The organism is Sphingomonas ginsenosidivorax (genome assembly GCF_007995065.1).
In the GTDB taxonomy this organism is placed as follows: domain Bacteria; phylum Pseudomonadota; class Alphaproteobacteria; order Sphingomonadales; family Sphingomonadaceae; genus Sphingomonas; species Sphingomonas ginsenosidivorax.
In genome coordinates this window covers 2,578,101-2,591,879 of the sequence record NZ_VOQR01000001.1, presented here as the reverse complement: position 1 = coordinate 2,591,879, position 13,779 = coordinate 2,578,101, and the positions used below count along the sequence as shown (strand labels likewise).

The following is a 13,779-nucleotide window of genomic DNA, read 5'->3' as shown; positions in this document are numbered from 1 at the left end:
CGTGGCGGTCAAGGCGTTGAAGTTCCGGCTTGATCCGTCATGCGGCGGGGTTCTAGGCAACCGCGATGGTTTCCAGCCCGCCCGACGACGTGCCCGATTTCGTGGTCGTGGACGTCGAGACCGCCTGTTCGCGGGTCAGCAGCATCTGCCAGATCGGCATCGTCGGGTTTCGCGACGGCCGCGAGGCCTTCGCCTATGAAACGCTGGTCGACCCGCGCGACGAATTCCACCTGTTCAACACGCGGATCCACGGCATCGCGGCCGACCACGTCGTCGGACAGCCGCATTTCGGCGACATCCACAGCATCGTCGACGGCTATCTCGCCGGGCGGACGACGGTCGCGCATTCCTATTTCGACAAGGGCGCACTCGCCGCGGCGTGCCGGGTGCACGACCTGGACGCAATCCAGACGACCTGGCTCGACAGCGTCCGCGTCGCCAAACGCGCCTGGCCCGAACTCGCGAGCCACCGCCTCAACGTGCTCACCAGTCATCTGGGGATCGCGCATCGCCATCATGATGCGCTGAGCGACGCGCGCGCCGCGGGATGGGTGGTGGTCAAGGCGATCGAGCATACCGGCATCCCGCTCGCCGACTGGTTGCTGCCCGCGCCCAAGCCGCCGCGCCGCCCGTTGCCCAAGCCCGCGGCGCAGGGCCCCTTGAAAGGCGAACGTATCGCCGTGCTCGGCGAACCGCGCGACGGGCGGCTGGCGCAGGCGATCGCGGCGCAGGGCGGGCGCGTGGTCGCCTCGGTCGGGTTGACGACGACGATCCTCGCGATCGCGGGCGTCGCGCCCTATCCGGTCGACATCCGCTACAATGCACAGTTCCTGAAGGCCGACGGCCTGCGACGCGCCGGGCATCCGATCCGGATCCTTGCCGAAGCCGAGCTCTTCGCCTGACCGGTCAATCGGTCGGGGGCGCAACCCCGCGCCGGCTTCCGCGTCGCCCCCCGCCGGCGATCTCGTCGACGCGCTTGGCGAGGTCGAGCAGGTCGCGGTGCAGCCGCCCGATCGCGAAGGCGAGGCCGAAGATCCGGCCCGACTGGTCGAAGTCGAGCGTCTGCGCGTCGGGATCGCGGCGGAACGCATCGAAGCTCTCGGCGAACTGCGCCTGTCCCGCCACGACGGTGCCGCGATCCACGGTCTTCACCGCAGTCAGCGCCGTCGCGCATCGCCGTGCCAGCGCGCCTTCCGCGCGGAGCGACATCGCGGCCGCCGCCGCGAGCCCCGCCGCGGCGTTGCCCGGCAGCGCCTCGTCGATCGCGCGCCCGATCTGCGTCAGGTCGTTGCGGACGCGCCACAGCGTGCGCGGGATCGCTGACGGGATACCGTGGTTCGCCAGCCGCGACGCGCGCTCGCGGTCGGCATCCTTCATCGCCGCCTCGACCGCACCCAGTGCGTTGCGCAGCGCCCGGTGGTTGGGCGATGTCGGCAGCGCTTTTCCCGCCTCCAGCGCCTCGGCCTGTTCGTCGAGCATCGTACCGATCCGTTCGAGCACCGCGACGGTCCGCTCGACGACCAGGTCGCGCGACCGTGCGGGCAGGATCAGCAGTGCGGCGAGCACGCCGATCAGCCCGCCCAGGCCGATCTCGACGATCCGGTCCGCGACGAAGCTCTGCACCGGCAGCCCCGGCGGCGCGGTCAGCAGCATGATCGCCGCAGTCACCGGCGCGATCCTCAACTGCGGGCGCACGGCCGCGACGAGCCCACCGATCCCCGTCACCACGACCAAGATCGCGCACAGTTCGAGCGGCGCCTCGGGATGGAAGGCAAGCCCGATCCCGCCCAGCGCCGCACCGATCAGCGTGCCGAGCAACCGGTCGAGTGCCGCGCCCAGCGTGCTGCCGATCGAGCCCTGCATCACCACCAGCACGGTGAACACCGCCCAATAGCCCTGTTGCAGGCCGATCAGCTTGTAGGTCGCAAACGTCACCGCGACCGCGACCATGATCCGCACCGCCTGGCGCAGATGCGCATCGTTGGCGTGGACCCAAGTGCGGGCAAGCGAAGCGATCGGCGGCATGCGATGTCTGATAGGGCCCCTGGCAGGCAGGGCAAGCGGGGAGGGGGGCAAGCGGGCAGGGGGGGCAAGCGGGCTGACAGCACGGAAACGCTGCGCTACGTCGGGCACATGGCCCATCGATCCTCCCTCGCCGCGATCGCGCTCTGCATCGCTCCCGCCGTGTCCGCGCAGAACGGGATTCCGCTCGCTCCGGCCGTGCCGGCCTATGCGGTTCCCGTGCCCGCCGCTCCTGCGCCCACCGTTCCCGCAACCGCGATCCGCGTGGTGCTGACGACGAGCGAAGGGCCAATGACCTTCGCGCTCGACAAGGACCATGCGCCCAAGACGACCGCAAATTTCCTGCGCTATGTCGACCAGAAGCGGCTCGACGGCGTCACCTTCTACCGTGCGATGAAGCTCGGCAATGGCGTCGGGCTGATCCAGGGCGGCGCCAAGGGCGAACCCAAGCGCGTCCTGCCGCCGGTCGCGCACGAGCCGACGAGCCTGACCGGCCTGACGCACGACGACGCCACGATCTCGCTCGCCCGCTTCGCACCGGGGACGGGGACCGCCGATTTCTTCATCACCGTCGGCGCGATCCCGTATCTCGACGCCGATCCCAAGCGCGAAGGCGACAACCAGGGGTTCGCCGCGTTCGGCCACGTCGTCGAAGGCATGGACGTCGTCCGCCGCATCCTCGACGCGCCGACCTCGGCGACCGAGGGCGTGGGCGCGATGAAGGGCCAGATGCTCGCCGCGCCGGTGCGGATCCTGACGGTACGCCGCGCGAAGTAACCCGCGGCACCGCCCACCCCCGAACACCACCCCAGCGAAGGCCGGGGCCCAGTTGGAAAGGTCGCGGTAACGGAGCGCGCCCCTCTTCACGCATGTTCCCATCTGGGCCCCGGCCTCCGCCGGGGAAGGGGAGGGTTGGAAGGGCAGATGTATGCCGCGTCGGTGCGGATCTTGATGGAGCGGCGAACGGAGTAACAGGGACCACCCCGGCGAAGGCCGGGGCCCAATTGAGAAGGTTGCGGTAACGGCGCGCTGCCCGTCATCATGAACGCCCCCCATTTGGGCCCCGGCCTTCGCCGGGGAAGTGGAGGGGGGAAAGCCAGATGCTGGCGCCGCGCGTGCCGATCCTGACGGTGCGGCGAACGAAGTAATGCTTCTCCGTCATGCCGGACGTGTTCCGGCATCCATCGTGCCGCAAACCAACCGCTCTCGATTACGCGGCACCATGGACCCCGGAACGCGTCCGGGGTGACGAAGAGTTCTCCCGCGCAGGCGGGAGCCCAGGGTGACGGGGGCAGCGCTTGCGGCTCCTGGACCCCTGCGCGGGGGAACGAACCGCGGCGATGGCGCTCGCCCGGAAACTCAGGCCGCGATCGCGCCCGCCATCCAGGCTTCCGCCTTGGCCAGCGCCGCGGCGTCGTCCACGTCGATCCAGTCGAGATCGCTGCAATCGACCACCTGTGCCGACCCGTCCGCCATCAGCAACCGCACGCCCTCGGTCAGCGACGGCGCCTCCAGCGTCGCCAGCGCGTCCATCAGCGCCGGGCCGATCGCGAACACGCCGGTATCGTAGCAGTCGTGCGGCTCGAGTCCCTTGCCGATCGCGACGATCGCGTCGCCGTCGGTCGCGACGCAGGTCACGTCCTCGGGATCGACCCAGTCATGCCCCAGCCGCCGGTCGATTCCGAGCCGCAAGCCCGTTCCCGCACCAGCCCGCGCCATCCGCCCATAATGCGCCGGCGTGACGAGATGGTCGCACATCGCGAGTACCGCCTCGCCGCCGTCCAGCACCGGCGCGGCGGCGAGCACCGACACGCCGTTCGGCCGGCGCGGATCGCTCCGCACCGTCTCGACCGCGATATCCCAGCGCCGCGACGCCAGATGCGCCGCGATTCGCTCTTCGCCGTACCCGAGCACGACCACCACGCGCGTCAAACCCGCCGCGGCGAGGCCGTCGAGCGCATGGTCGATCAACGGCCGCCCCGCCACCGGGCAGAGCGGCTTGTACGGCGCCGACGCCCGCAGCCGGCTGCCTTCGCCGGCCGCGAGGATGACTGCCGTGTCGATCATCTCACGCCGCCTTGATGAAGTTCTCGACTTCGATCTGCGCGAGATCGTCGGTCATCTGCGTGCGCGGATGCTTGCAGAAGTAGGCCGAAGCCGGATCGATCACGCCCGCGATGCCGCGGTCCTTGGCGATCTTCGCGCAGCGGATCATGTCGATCGCGACACCCGCCGAGTTGGGCGAATCCTCGACCGACAGGCGCAGCTCGAGGTTCATCGGCACGCCGCCGAACAGCTGGCCTTCCATCCGCAGGAAGCAGACCTTGTTGTCGTTCTGCCACGGCACATAGTCCGACGGACCGATATGCACGTTGTCGTCGTCCATCCGCTCGGCCGCGACCGACTGCACGGCCTCGGTCTTCGAAATCTTCTTCGACTCGAGCCGGCGATGGTTCGACATGTTGAGGAAGTCGGTGTTGCCGCCGGTGTTGAGCTGGTAGGTACGATCCAGCTTCACGCCGCGCTTGGCGAACAGGTCGGTCAGCACGCGGTGGACGATCGTCGCGCCCAGCTGCGCCTTGATGTCGTCGCCGATGATCGCGACGCCCGCGTCCTCGAACTTCTTCGCCCAGACCGGGTTCGACGCGATGAACACGGGGATGTTGTTGACGAACGCCACGCCCGCCTCGATCGCGCAGTCGGCGTAGAACTCGGTCGCCTCCTGGCTGCCGACCGGCAGGTAGTTCATCAGCACGTCGGCGCCCGACGCCTTCAGCTCGGCAATGACCTCTTCACGGCTGGGCTCGGGAGCGTCCGCGACCAGGAAGGTGCGGTCGTCCTTGAAGTCGGCCATGTGGTCGGCGACGCCGTCCAGCTTGCGGCCCATCTTCACGACGGTGCCGGTGCTGCCGATGTTCGCGGCAAACACCGCGGTGCAGTTGGGCTTGGCGAAGATCGCCTCGGCGACGTCCTTGCCGACCTTACGCTTGTCGACGTCCCAGGCCGCGACGACCTTGATGTCGCTCGGCTTGTAACCGCCCATTTCCCAATGCATCAGGCCGACGCTGTCGTTCGTGCCCTCGCGGTAATGCTCGAGCCCCTGGACAAGCGAGCTCGCGCAGTTGCCGATGCCGACGACGGCGATCCGAATGCTATTCATTACTGACCCTGTTCCCTTACGATAAGTGCATGCGCGACGCGGCTTTGGGACGCGGCGTGGATTGGACGAAGGCGCGTTCGACACGGCGGTGCCAGACGAGCCCGATAATGGCGACGATCGTCAGAGCGACGATCTCGAACCACCAGAAGATGCGCGGATTACCCGCGAAACACGCCACGAAGATGGCAGCGACGCGGACGTTCGCGGTCAGCAGCGACAACAGCCGCAACGGCGGCGTCGCGCGCTCGCCATAGCGCGCGCCGCACGCGACCGGATCGCTGGCCTGGCCGAGCATCCGCTCGAACGGCATCGCGACGCTGTCGATGCTGGTCGCGAAGCTGTCGTAGAGGCGGACCAGCGCGTTACCCGTGGGCACTGCCGGCGCGGCGATCGCGACGCCCTTGACGCGGCGGTGGAAGCGCGCGCGCTCGCCCTCGTACAGGCTCGACTGCACCGCATGCGCGCCGCCCGCGGCAAAGGCGAGGACCCAGCCCTCGGCCGTGCCGACGGTGATCGCGAGCGCGACATAGATCATCGCGAACACGCCGTGGTCGACCAGCCCGTCGAGCATCCGTCCGAACGGGCTCGCGCTGCCCGTCGCGCGCGCGACCATGCCGTCCAGCCCGTCGGCGATCAGCCACCCCATCGACAGCAGCAACCCGAGGACCGCGAACCGCCAGTCGTGCCACTGCGCCCAGGCCAGCGCCGCGGCCGCCCCCAGGCACAGGCCGGCACCCGACACCGCGTTCGCGGAAATCCCGCGCGCGATGGCGAAAGGCACAAGGGCCCGGCTCGCTGGGTGGATCAGCCAGAGGTTCGATGGGTCCTCGATCCGGCGATCGCGCGATCCATCCGGTGGAGGCACTGTCATAGGATTTTCATAATGCGCCCGCGGTGGAACTTATGCAAGCAATCCCGCGGCCTCTGCGACCGGCGGAGGAGTGCGGTATCGAGTCTTGCAATCCTCCCCTGCAAGGGGAGGTGGCTGGCGCAGCCAGACGGAGGGGTGTCACCCTCCAATTGGCGTGGACACCCCTCCGTCAGTCCTTCGGACTGCCACCTCCCCTTGCAGGGGAGGATGGGACGCTAGGGCACCCCCGCCCGCAATTCGCGCAGCCATACGTCCGCGGTCCCGTCCGATGGCGCGCGCCAGTCGCCGCGCGGGGACAGCGACCCGCCTGCCGACACTTTCGGCCCATTGGGCATCGCCGACCGCTTGAACTGGCTCGTCGCGAAGAACCGGACGAGGAACTTCTCCAGCCAGTGCCGAATCGTCGGCAAATCGTACGCCACGCGCGCCGCGGCCGGGAAATCCTCCGGCCAGCGCCCCGCGTCGACATCGCGCCACGCATGCCACGCCAGAAACGCGATCTTCGACGGCGCCAGCCCATGGCGGATCACGTAATGCGCGAAGAAGTCGTTGAGCGCGTAGGGCCCGACCATCGACTCGGTGCTCTGCATCGCCCCGTCCGCGCCCACGGGCACCAGCTCGGGCGAAATCTCCTGGTCCAGAATCGCGGTCAGGATCGCATCGGTCGCCGCATCATACTGGTCGGTCCGGATGCACCAGCGGATCAGGAACTGGATCAGCGTCTTGGGCACGCCCGCATTGACCGCGTAATGACTCATCTGGTCGCCGACGCCGTAGGTACACCAGCCCAGCGCCATCTCGCTCAGGTCGCCCGTCCCGACCACGATCCCGCGCCGCTGGTTGGCCAGCCGGAACAGGTAGTCGGTCCGCAGCCCCGCCTGCACATTCTCGAACGTCACATCGTACACCCGCTCGCCGCGGCCGTAAGGGTGGCCCATGTTTGCCAGCATCCGCTCGGCGGCGGGACGGATGTCGATCTCCTCGGCGGTAATCCCCAGCGCGCGCATCAGCGCCCAGGCGTTCGCCTTGCTCGCATCGCCGGTCGCGAATCCGGGCATCGTGAACCCCAGGATATCGGTCCGCGGCCGACCCAGCCGGTCCATCGCCTTCGCCGCGACGATCAGCGCATGCGTCGAATCGAGCCCGCCCGACACCCCGATCACCAGCGTCTCGCTGCGCGACGCGACGAAGCGCTTGGCCAGTGCCTCGACCTGGATGTTGAACGCCTCGTAACAGTCCGCGTCGCGCTTCTCGGGCGTGTTGGGCACGAACGGGAAGCGGCGGATGGCGCGCTCGAGCCCGATATCCGCGACCGGCGCGGCCTGCTCGAAGGAGATCCGCCGGAACCGCGTCTCGGGATCGCCAGCCGCGCGCGCGGCGTCGTTGAACGTGCCGAACCGCATCCGCTCCTGTGCGATCCGCTCGACGTCGACATCGGCGACGACGAGGCCGGGCTCGGGTGCGAACCGCGTCGATTCGGCGATCAGCTCGCCCAGTTCGTGGATCATGCCTTGGCCGTCCCACGCCACCTCGGTGGTGCTCTCGCCGGGCCCCGCCGCCGAATAGACGTACGCGCACACGCCCCGCGCGCTCTGCGCCGCGCACAGCATCGCCCGCTCGCGCGCCTTGCCGACGACGATGTTAGACGCCGACAGGTTGCAGCAGATCAGCGCACCCGCCAGCGCGCCCGCGGTCGAGGGCGGGGTAGGGGCCCAGTAATCCTCGCAAATCTCGGCATGGACCACGAAGCCCGGCCGGTCGCGCGCGGCAAACACCAGGTCGGCCCCGAACGGTACGCTCCGCCCCGCGACGTCGATCGACAGTCCGGTCAGTCCCGCGCCACTCGCGAACCAGCGCTTCTCGTAATATTCGCGGTAGTTGGGCAGGAACGTCTTGGGCACCACGCCGAGGATTTCCCCGCGCGCAACCGCGACCGCGCAATTGTACAGCCGCCCGTTGCGCGGCAGCGCGACGCCGACGAGCAGCACCGTCCGCAGCTCTACGGTCGCCGCCGCCACCGCGCCCAGCGCCTCGTCCGCCGCGCGCTGCTGCGCGCTCTGCAGGTGCAGGTCGTCGATCGCATAGGAGCTGAGGTTGAGCTCGGGAAACACCAGGAGGTCGACGCCCTTGGCATCCGCGTCCACGGCAAGCGCGATGGTCTGCTCGGCATTGAACGCGGTATCGCCGACCGACCCCAGGGGCGTTGCCGCGGCAACGCGGATCAGGCCGTGGCGATGGATCGCGTAGAAGGGGTGCTCGCTCATGCCCGCACCGATACCCGCGCCACGCCCGCGGCGCCACCGGCTTCCCATTACCCCTCTCCCGCGAACGCGGGAGAGGGGTAATGGGCTAGGGACGCGACGGAAGGACTGGCATGACCTCTACCCTCTACGGAATCCGCAACTGCGACACGATGAAGAAGGCCCGCGCGTGGCTCGACGCGCACGGGGTCGACTACGCGTTCCACGACTACAAGGTCGCAGGCATCGACGCCGCCCGGCTCGCCGACTGGATCGGCCGTGTCGGCTGGGAGGTCCTGCTCAACCGCGCGGGCACGACGTTCCGCAAACTGCCCGAGGCGGATCGCGCCGATCTCCATGCGGCGAAAGCCACCGCGCTGATGCTGGCGCAGCCCTCGATGATCAAGCGCCCGGTGCTCGATACCGGCAACGCGCTGCTGGTCGGGTTCAAGCCCGAGCGCTATGAGGCCGCAGAGCTTACCCGCTGAGGAGAAGACCATGCCCGTCGCCACCTGGAACGGCACCGAAATCGCGCGCTCCGACGACACCGTCGTCGTCGAGCGCAACCATTATTTCCCCGCGGACAGCATCGACCCCGCGCTGCTCGAAGACAGCGCGACCACCACGCACTGCCCGTGGAAGGGCGACGCGCGGTACAAGACGCTCGTCGTCGACGGGCAACGCAACGTCGACGCAGTCTGGTACTATCCGGAACCCAAGGACGCCGCCGCCGAGATCAAGGGCCGCTACGCGTTCTGGAAGGGCGTGACGGTCGCGTGACCGCCAATCCTCCCCTGCAAGGGGAGGTGGCAGTCCGAAGGACTGACGGAGGGGGAGCGCCCTATCGAGAGCGGGTCACCCCTCCGTCTGGCTGCGCCAGCCACCTCCCCTTGCAGGGGAGGATCGGGGGCGGTGGATTGTACCCCGCCGCGCCCTCGCGCTAAGACCCGTCGCCATGTCCACGACCTTCCAGCTCGACACCGCGACGAGTCGCGCCACGCCCACCCCCGCGCCGATGAAGCGCCTGACCGTGCCCGCGATCCAGCGTCGCAAGGGCGGCGAGCCGCTGGTCATGCTCACCGCCTATACCGCGCGGATGGCGCAACTGCTCGACAGCCATTGCGACCTTTTGCTGGTCGGCGACAGCCTGGGGCAGGTGATCTACGGCCTCCCCTCGACGCTCGCCGTCACGCTCGACATGATGTGCGCGCACGGCGCCGCGGTGGTGCGCGGCAGCTATCACAGCGTCGTCGTCATCGACATGCCGTTCGGCAGCTACGAGGCGAGTCCCGAAGCTGCCTTCGCCGCCGCCTCGCGGATCATGGCGGAGACCGGCGCGGCGGCGGTGAAGCTGGAAGGCGGCGAGGCGATGGCGCCGACGATCGCGTTCCTCACCGCGCGCGGGATCCCGGTGATGGCGCATATCGGCCTCACGCCGCAGGCGGTGAACGTGCTCGGCGGCTATGGCGCACGCGGGCGGACCAACGCCGAGCACGCCAAGATCATCGGCGACGCCCGTGCGGTCGCCGAGGCCGGCGCATTTGCGATGGTGGTGGAGGGCGTACTCGAACCGCTCGCGCGCACCATCACCGCGGAGGTGTCGTGCCCGGTGATCGGCATCGGCGCGTCGGCCGACTGCGACGGGCAAGTGCTGGTGACCGAGGACATGCTCGGCCTGTTCGATCGCACCGCGCGGTTCGTGAAGCGCTATGACGACATGGCCGGCCGCATTTCCGCCGCGGTCGGCGACTATGCCGCCGAAGTCCGGGCGCGGACCTTCCCGACGTCCGAGCAGACCTACGCGGCGAAGGAGTGATCCGACTTTCGTTTCACCCGTGTCGCGGCTAAGGACCGTGCGTTCCCTTTCCAGATCCGGAGTTCTCCTTGGCCCTGCCGCCGAAAACCGATGAAGCATTCCTGCGCGAGGTCGACGAGGAACTGCGTCGCGACAAGCTCGCCGGATTCTGGACCAACTGGGGCATCTGGGTCGGGGTGGCGGTCGTCGCCGCGCTCGCAGCCCTGGGCTGTTTCCTCTACTGGCAGCACCGCCAGGCCGAGGCCGCGGGTATCGAGGGCGAACAGCTCCAGGCCGCCTATGATTCGCTCGGCGCCAGCAACGTGCCCGCCGCGTCCAAGTCGCTGGCCGAACTCGCCGGCTCGAACCGCGACGGCTACCGCGCGCTGGCAATGTTCACGCAGGCCGACATCCTGCTCCAGAAGAACGACCTGAAGGGCGCCGCCGCCAAGTTCGGCGCGGTCGCCGCCGATGCGTCGCTGGCAAAACCGTTCCGCGATCTCGCGCTCGTCCGCCAGACCTCGGCGGAATATGACACGCTCAAGCCTCAGGTCGTGGTCGAGCGCCTGCGGCCGCTCGCGGTCCCGGGCGGGCCGTGGCTCGGCAGCGCGGGCGAGATGGTCGGCGTCGCCTATATCCGTCTCAACCAGCGCGCCCAGGCCGGCACGCTGTTCGGCCAGATCGCACGCGATACCAATGTCCCCGACACGATCCGTCAACGCGCGGTTCAGATGGCGGGCGTACTGGGCGTCGACGCCGCGCCGAACGCGACCCCTACCGAGGTAACGAAATGAAGAACGCCTATCGTCTGAGCGTCGCGGTGGCCGCCCTTCTGGCGCTTGGCGGCTGCGGCATCTTCAAGGGCGGGGCCAAGAAGACCCCGACCGTCGGCGAGCGTGTGCCGATCCTGGTCTCGGAGAACGAGGTCGAGACCGACAAGACGATCGCCGACATCCAGGTCCTGCTCCCCGCCGCCGCGCCCAACGACGCCTGGGCCCAGCCCGGCGGCAACCCGACGCATTCGCTCGGCCAGCTGGCACTCGGCAACGCGCCGACGCGCGCGTGGCAAGTCGGGATAAACGGCGGCTCGAACCGCGAGCGGCTCGCCGCCGCGCCGGTCGTCGCCGAGAACAAGCTGTTCGTGTCCGACGTCGCAGCAGTCATCCACGCCTATGCCGCCGACACCGGCGCGCCGCTCTGGACCACCCCGCTCACCGAGGGCAAGCTCAACGCCAGCGCACGCTTCGGCGGCGGCGTCAGCTATGACGACGGCAAGGTCTATGCGACCGACGGCGTCGGGGACGTCGTCGCGCTCAACGCCGCCGACGGCAAGCAGCTGTGGCGGGTCAAGCCCGGCGGCCCGCTGCGCGGTTCGCCGACGGTCGCGAACGGGTCGGTCTACGTCCTCACGCAGGACAACCAGATCTTCTCGCTCGATCAGGGCGACGGCAAGGTCCAGTGGGTCCAGTCGGGCACGCTCGAGACGCAGGGCGTGTTCGGCGTCGCGGCGCCTGCGGTCGGGCAGGGCACTGTCGTCGCGGGCTTCTCGAGCGGCGAGCTCAGCGCCTATCGCTACGAGAATGGCCGCATCCTGTGGCAGGACGCGCTGTCGCGCACCTCGGTAACGACGTCGGTGTCGAGCCTGTCGGACATCGACGCCGCGCCGGTGATCGACAATGGCCGCGTCTATGCGGTCGGGCAGGGCGGGCGCATGGTCGCGCTCGAACTCGCGACCGGCCAGCGGCTGTGGGAGCAGAATTTCGCCGGCATCTCGACGCCGTGGATCGCGGGCGAATGGCTGTTCGTCGTCACCGACGACGCGCGCCTCGTCTGCCTGTCGCGCACCAACGGCAAGGCGCGCTGGATCGCGCAGCTCCAGCGCTTCCAGAACGAGAAGAAGCGCAGCAACGCGGTCACCTGGTACGGTCCGGTGCTCGCGGGCAACCACCTGATCCTGACCAACTCGCGCGGCGAGATCGTCTATATCAACCCCGGCGACGGTGCGGTCGCCTCGACCGTCGAGACCAAGGTGCCGTTCACGCTGCCGCCGATCGTCGCCAACTCCACGCTCTACACGCTCGACCAGAAGGGCAAGATCACCGCGTATAGGTGACCTGCAGTTCCCCGGCGAAGGCCGGGGCCCAGTTGGGGAACTACGGTAACGAAGCACTGGCTTCCGTTACATCTGCCTTCCCACCTGGGCCCCGGCCTTCGCCGGGGAGCACCTATGGAGAACGGTGTCCGCTAAAGTCGTTCCCCTATCGTTCCGCTTTTGCTACGTCACTCAGATGGCAAAACCGCAGAAACGTTACGTATGCCAGGCCTGCGGGTCGGTGGCCTCGCGCTGGGCCGGCCAATGCGCCGACTGCGCGGAATGGAACACGCTGGTCGAGGAGGCGAACACCGCCGCGACGCCGTTCCATTCGAAGCACAACCTCCAGACCGGCGGCCGCGCGATCCAGCTGGTCGGGCTCGACGCCGAGATCAAGCTGCCCGACCGCATGGCGACGGGGATCGCCGAACTCGACCGCGCACTGGGCGGCGGCTTCGTGGAAGGCTCAGCGACGCTGATCGGCGGCGACCCCGGCATCGGCAAGTCCACCCTGCTGCTCCAGGCCGCGGCCAAGATGGCACTCGCCGGGCAATCGGTCGCCTATGTCTCGGGCGAGGAAGCCGCCGACCAGGTCCGCCTCCGCGCGCGGCGCCTCGGCCTCGGCAACGCGCCCGTCCAGCTCGCCGCGGCGACCTCGACGCGCGACATCCTGACGACGCTGCAGACCCGGCCGCCCGCCTTGCTCGTGATCGATTCGATCCAGACGATGCACTCCGACCTGATCGAGGGCGCGCCCGGCACCGTCAGCCAGGTCCGCGCCTCCGCGCAGGAACTGATTCGCTTCGCCAAGGAACGCGGCACCGCGGTCGTGCTCGTCGGCCACGTCACCAAGGACGGCAGCATCGCCGGCCCCCGCGTGCTCGAACACATGGTCGACACGGTGCTGAGCTTCGAGGGTGAGCGCAGCCACCAGTACCGCATCCTGCGCGCGATCAAGAACCGCTTCGGCGGCACCGATGAGATCGGCGTGTTCTCGATGCAGACCGAGGGGCTGGCCGAGGTCGGCAACCCGTCGTCGCTGTTCCTGACGCACCGCGACGACGCGATGACCGGCGCCACCGTCTTCCCGGCGCTCGAGGGCACGCGCCCCGTGCTGGTCGAGATCCAGGCGCTGACCGTGCGGCTGGCGAGCGGCGCGACGCCCCGGCGTGCGGTGGTCGGCTGGGATTCGGGACGTCTCGCGATGATCCTCGCGGTGCTCGAGGCGCGGTGCGGGCTCAGCTTCTCCTCGGCCGAAGTCTATCTCAACATCGCCGGCGGCTACCGCGTGCAGGATCCCGCGGCCGACCTCGCGGTCGCGGCGGCGCTGATCTCGGCGATGTCCGAGCGCCCGGTCCCGGTCGACGCGGTCGCGTTCGGCGAGGTCGCGCTGTCGGGCGAGATCCGCCCGGTCGCGCACGGCCCGCTCAGGCTCAAGGAAGCGAGCAAACTCGGCTTCGAACGCGCGCTGGTGCCCGCGTCTATGACGGATGAGAAATCGGGGATGCGGCTGCAGGGGTTCAAGACGCTCGCGGCGTTCGTCGAGCATATGCTCGGGCGGGGATAGGGGGCCAACGCACCTTGCGAATCCTCCCCCGC

13 protein-coding genes are annotated in these 13,779 nt (G+C 69.1%); 8 read left to right on the top strand and 5 right to left on the bottom strand.

Annotated features, from left to right (window positions below; all coding sequences use genetic code 11):
- Positions 1-65: 65 nt before the first annotated feature.
- Positions 66-902, top strand: a complete 837-nt coding sequence (locus tag FSB78_RS11715) for an exonuclease domain-containing protein (RefSeq protein ID WP_147082813.1) — start codon at positions 66-68, stop codon at positions 900-902.
- A gap of 4 nt (positions 903-906) precedes the next feature.
- On the opposite strand, the gene FSB78_RS11710 is transcribed toward FSB78_RS11715, so the two are convergent.
- Positions 907-2,025, bottom strand: coding sequence for an FUSC family protein (locus FSB78_RS11710; protein WP_147082812.1), 1,119 nt, complete (start codon positions 2,023-2,025; stop codon positions 907-909).
- A gap of 108 nt (positions 2,026-2,133) precedes the next feature.
- Between FSB78_RS11710 and FSB78_RS11705 the strand changes: the two genes are divergently transcribed.
- On the top strand, positions 2,134-2,799 hold the full coding sequence (locus FSB78_RS11705) for a peptidylprolyl isomerase (protein ID WP_147082811.1): 666 nt from the start codon (positions 2,134-2,136) through the stop codon (positions 2,797-2,799).
- Positions 2,800-3,381: 582 nt separating this feature from the next.
- Here FSB78_RS11705 and FSB78_RS11700 read toward each other — a convergent pair.
- The 4 genes from FSB78_RS11700 to FSB78_RS11685 all read right to left on the bottom strand — a co-directional run bounded on the left by FSB78_RS11700 (position 3,382) and on the right by FSB78_RS11685 (position 8,317).
- The gene (locus tag FSB78_RS11700; protein WP_147082810.1) at positions 3,382-4,089 is read right to left on the bottom strand and encodes a phosphocholine cytidylyltransferase family protein; all 708 of its coding nucleotides are present in this window, start codon (positions 4,087-4,089) and stop codon (positions 3,382-3,384) included.
- 1 nt (position 4,090) lies between these two features.
- On the bottom strand, positions 4,091-5,182 hold the full coding sequence (locus FSB78_RS11695; RefSeq protein ID WP_147082809.1) for an inositol-3-phosphate synthase: 1,092 nt from the start codon (positions 5,180-5,182) through the stop codon (positions 4,091-4,093).
- A 16-nt stretch (positions 5,183-5,198) separates the two neighbouring features.
- Entirely contained in the window at positions 5,199-5,963 is a 765-nt protein-coding gene (locus tag FSB78_RS11690) for a CDP-alcohol phosphatidyltransferase family protein (protein ID WP_242008230.1), read from the bottom strand.
- A 305-nt stretch (positions 5,964-6,268) separates the two neighbouring features.
- Positions 6,269-8,317 (bottom strand): NAD(+) synthase, encoded by a 2,049-nt coding sequence (locus tag FSB78_RS11685; RefSeq protein WP_147082807.1) that lies wholly within the window; start codon positions 8,315-8,317, stop codon positions 6,269-6,271.
- A gap of 110 nt (positions 8,318-8,427) precedes the next feature.
- Here FSB78_RS11685 and FSB78_RS11680 point away from each other — a divergent pair, with 110 nt between their 5' ends.
- The 6 genes from FSB78_RS11680 (at position 8,428) to radA (ending at position 13,747) form a co-directional block, all read left to right on the top strand.
- Entirely contained in the window at positions 8,428-8,781 is a 354-nt protein-coding gene (locus tag FSB78_RS11680) for an ArsC family reductase (RefSeq protein WP_147082806.1), read from the top strand.
- A 10-nt stretch (positions 8,782-8,791) separates the two neighbouring features.
- Positions 8,792-9,073, top strand: coding sequence for a DUF427 domain-containing protein (locus FSB78_RS11675; RefSeq protein WP_147082805.1), 282 nt, complete (start codon positions 8,792-8,794; stop codon positions 9,071-9,073).
- A gap of 175 nt (positions 9,074-9,248) precedes the next feature.
- Positions 9,249-10,109, top strand: coding sequence for a 3-methyl-2-oxobutanoate hydroxymethyltransferase (panB, locus tag FSB78_RS11670; protein ID WP_147082804.1), 861 nt, complete (start codon positions 9,249-9,251; stop codon positions 10,107-10,109).
- Between the two features lie 68 nt (positions 10,110-10,177).
- Positions 10,178-10,882: a tetratricopeptide repeat protein gene (locus FSB78_RS11665; protein WP_147082803.1), complete on the top strand. Its 705-nt coding sequence runs from the start codon at positions 10,178-10,180 to the stop codon at positions 10,880-10,882.
- Positions 10,879-12,201 carry a PQQ-binding-like beta-propeller repeat protein gene (locus FSB78_RS11660; RefSeq protein ID WP_147082802.1) on the top strand — a complete coding sequence of 441 codons (1,323 nt, stop codon included), beginning with the start codon at positions 10,879-10,881 and terminating at the stop codon, positions 12,199-12,201. Before FSB78_RS11665 ends, FSB78_RS11660 begins: the two co-directional genes overlap by 4 nt.
- Before the next feature lie 175 nt (positions 12,202-12,376).
- The gene (gene radA / locus FSB78_RS11655; RefSeq protein WP_147082801.1) at positions 12,377-13,747 is read left to right on the top strand and encodes a DNA repair protein RadA; all 1,371 of its coding nucleotides are present in this window, start codon (positions 12,377-12,379) and stop codon (positions 13,745-13,747) included.
- The last annotated feature ends 32 nt before the right edge of the window (positions 13,748-13,779 follow it).

Coding starts and splice junctions, on each gene's coding strand:
- FSB78_RS11680 (WP_147082806.1), top strand. CDS start 8,428: ATGACCTCTACCCTCTACGGAATCCGCAACTGCGACACGATGAAGAAG.
- FSB78_RS11705 (WP_147082811.1), top strand. CDS start 2,134: ATGGCCCATCGATCCTCCCTCGCCGCGATCGCGCTCTGCATCGCTCCC.
- FSB78_RS11660 (WP_147082802.1), top strand. CDS start 10,879: ATGAAGAACGCCTATCGTCTGAGCGTCGCGGTGGCCGCCCTTCTGGCG.
- FSB78_RS11695 (WP_147082809.1), bottom strand. CDS start 5,182: ATGAATAGCATTCGGATCGCCGTCGTCGGCATCGGCAACTGCGCGAGC.
- radA (WP_147082801.1), top strand. CDS start 12,377: ATGGCAAAACCGCAGAAACGTTACGTATGCCAGGCCTGCGGGTCGGTG.
- FSB78_RS11685 (WP_147082807.1), bottom strand. CDS start 8,317: ATGAGCGAGCACCCCTTCTACGCGATCCATCGCCACGGCCTGATCCGC.
- FSB78_RS11710 (WP_147082812.1), bottom strand. CDS start 2,025: ATGCCGCCGATCGCTTCGCTTGCCCGCACTTGGGTCCACGCCAACGAT.
- FSB78_RS11700 (WP_147082810.1), bottom strand. CDS start 4,089: ATGATCGACACGGCAGTCATCCTCGCGGCCGGCGAAGGCAGCCGGCTG.
- FSB78_RS11715 (WP_147082813.1), top strand. CDS start 66: ATGGTTTCCAGCCCGCCCGACGACGTGCCCGATTTCGTGGTCGTGGAC.
- FSB78_RS11675 (WP_147082805.1), top strand. CDS start 8,792: ATGCCCGTCGCCACCTGGAACGGCACCGAAATCGCGCGCTCCGACGAC.
- panB (WP_147082804.1), top strand. CDS start 9,249: ATGTCCACGACCTTCCAGCTCGACACCGCGACGAGTCGCGCCACGCCC.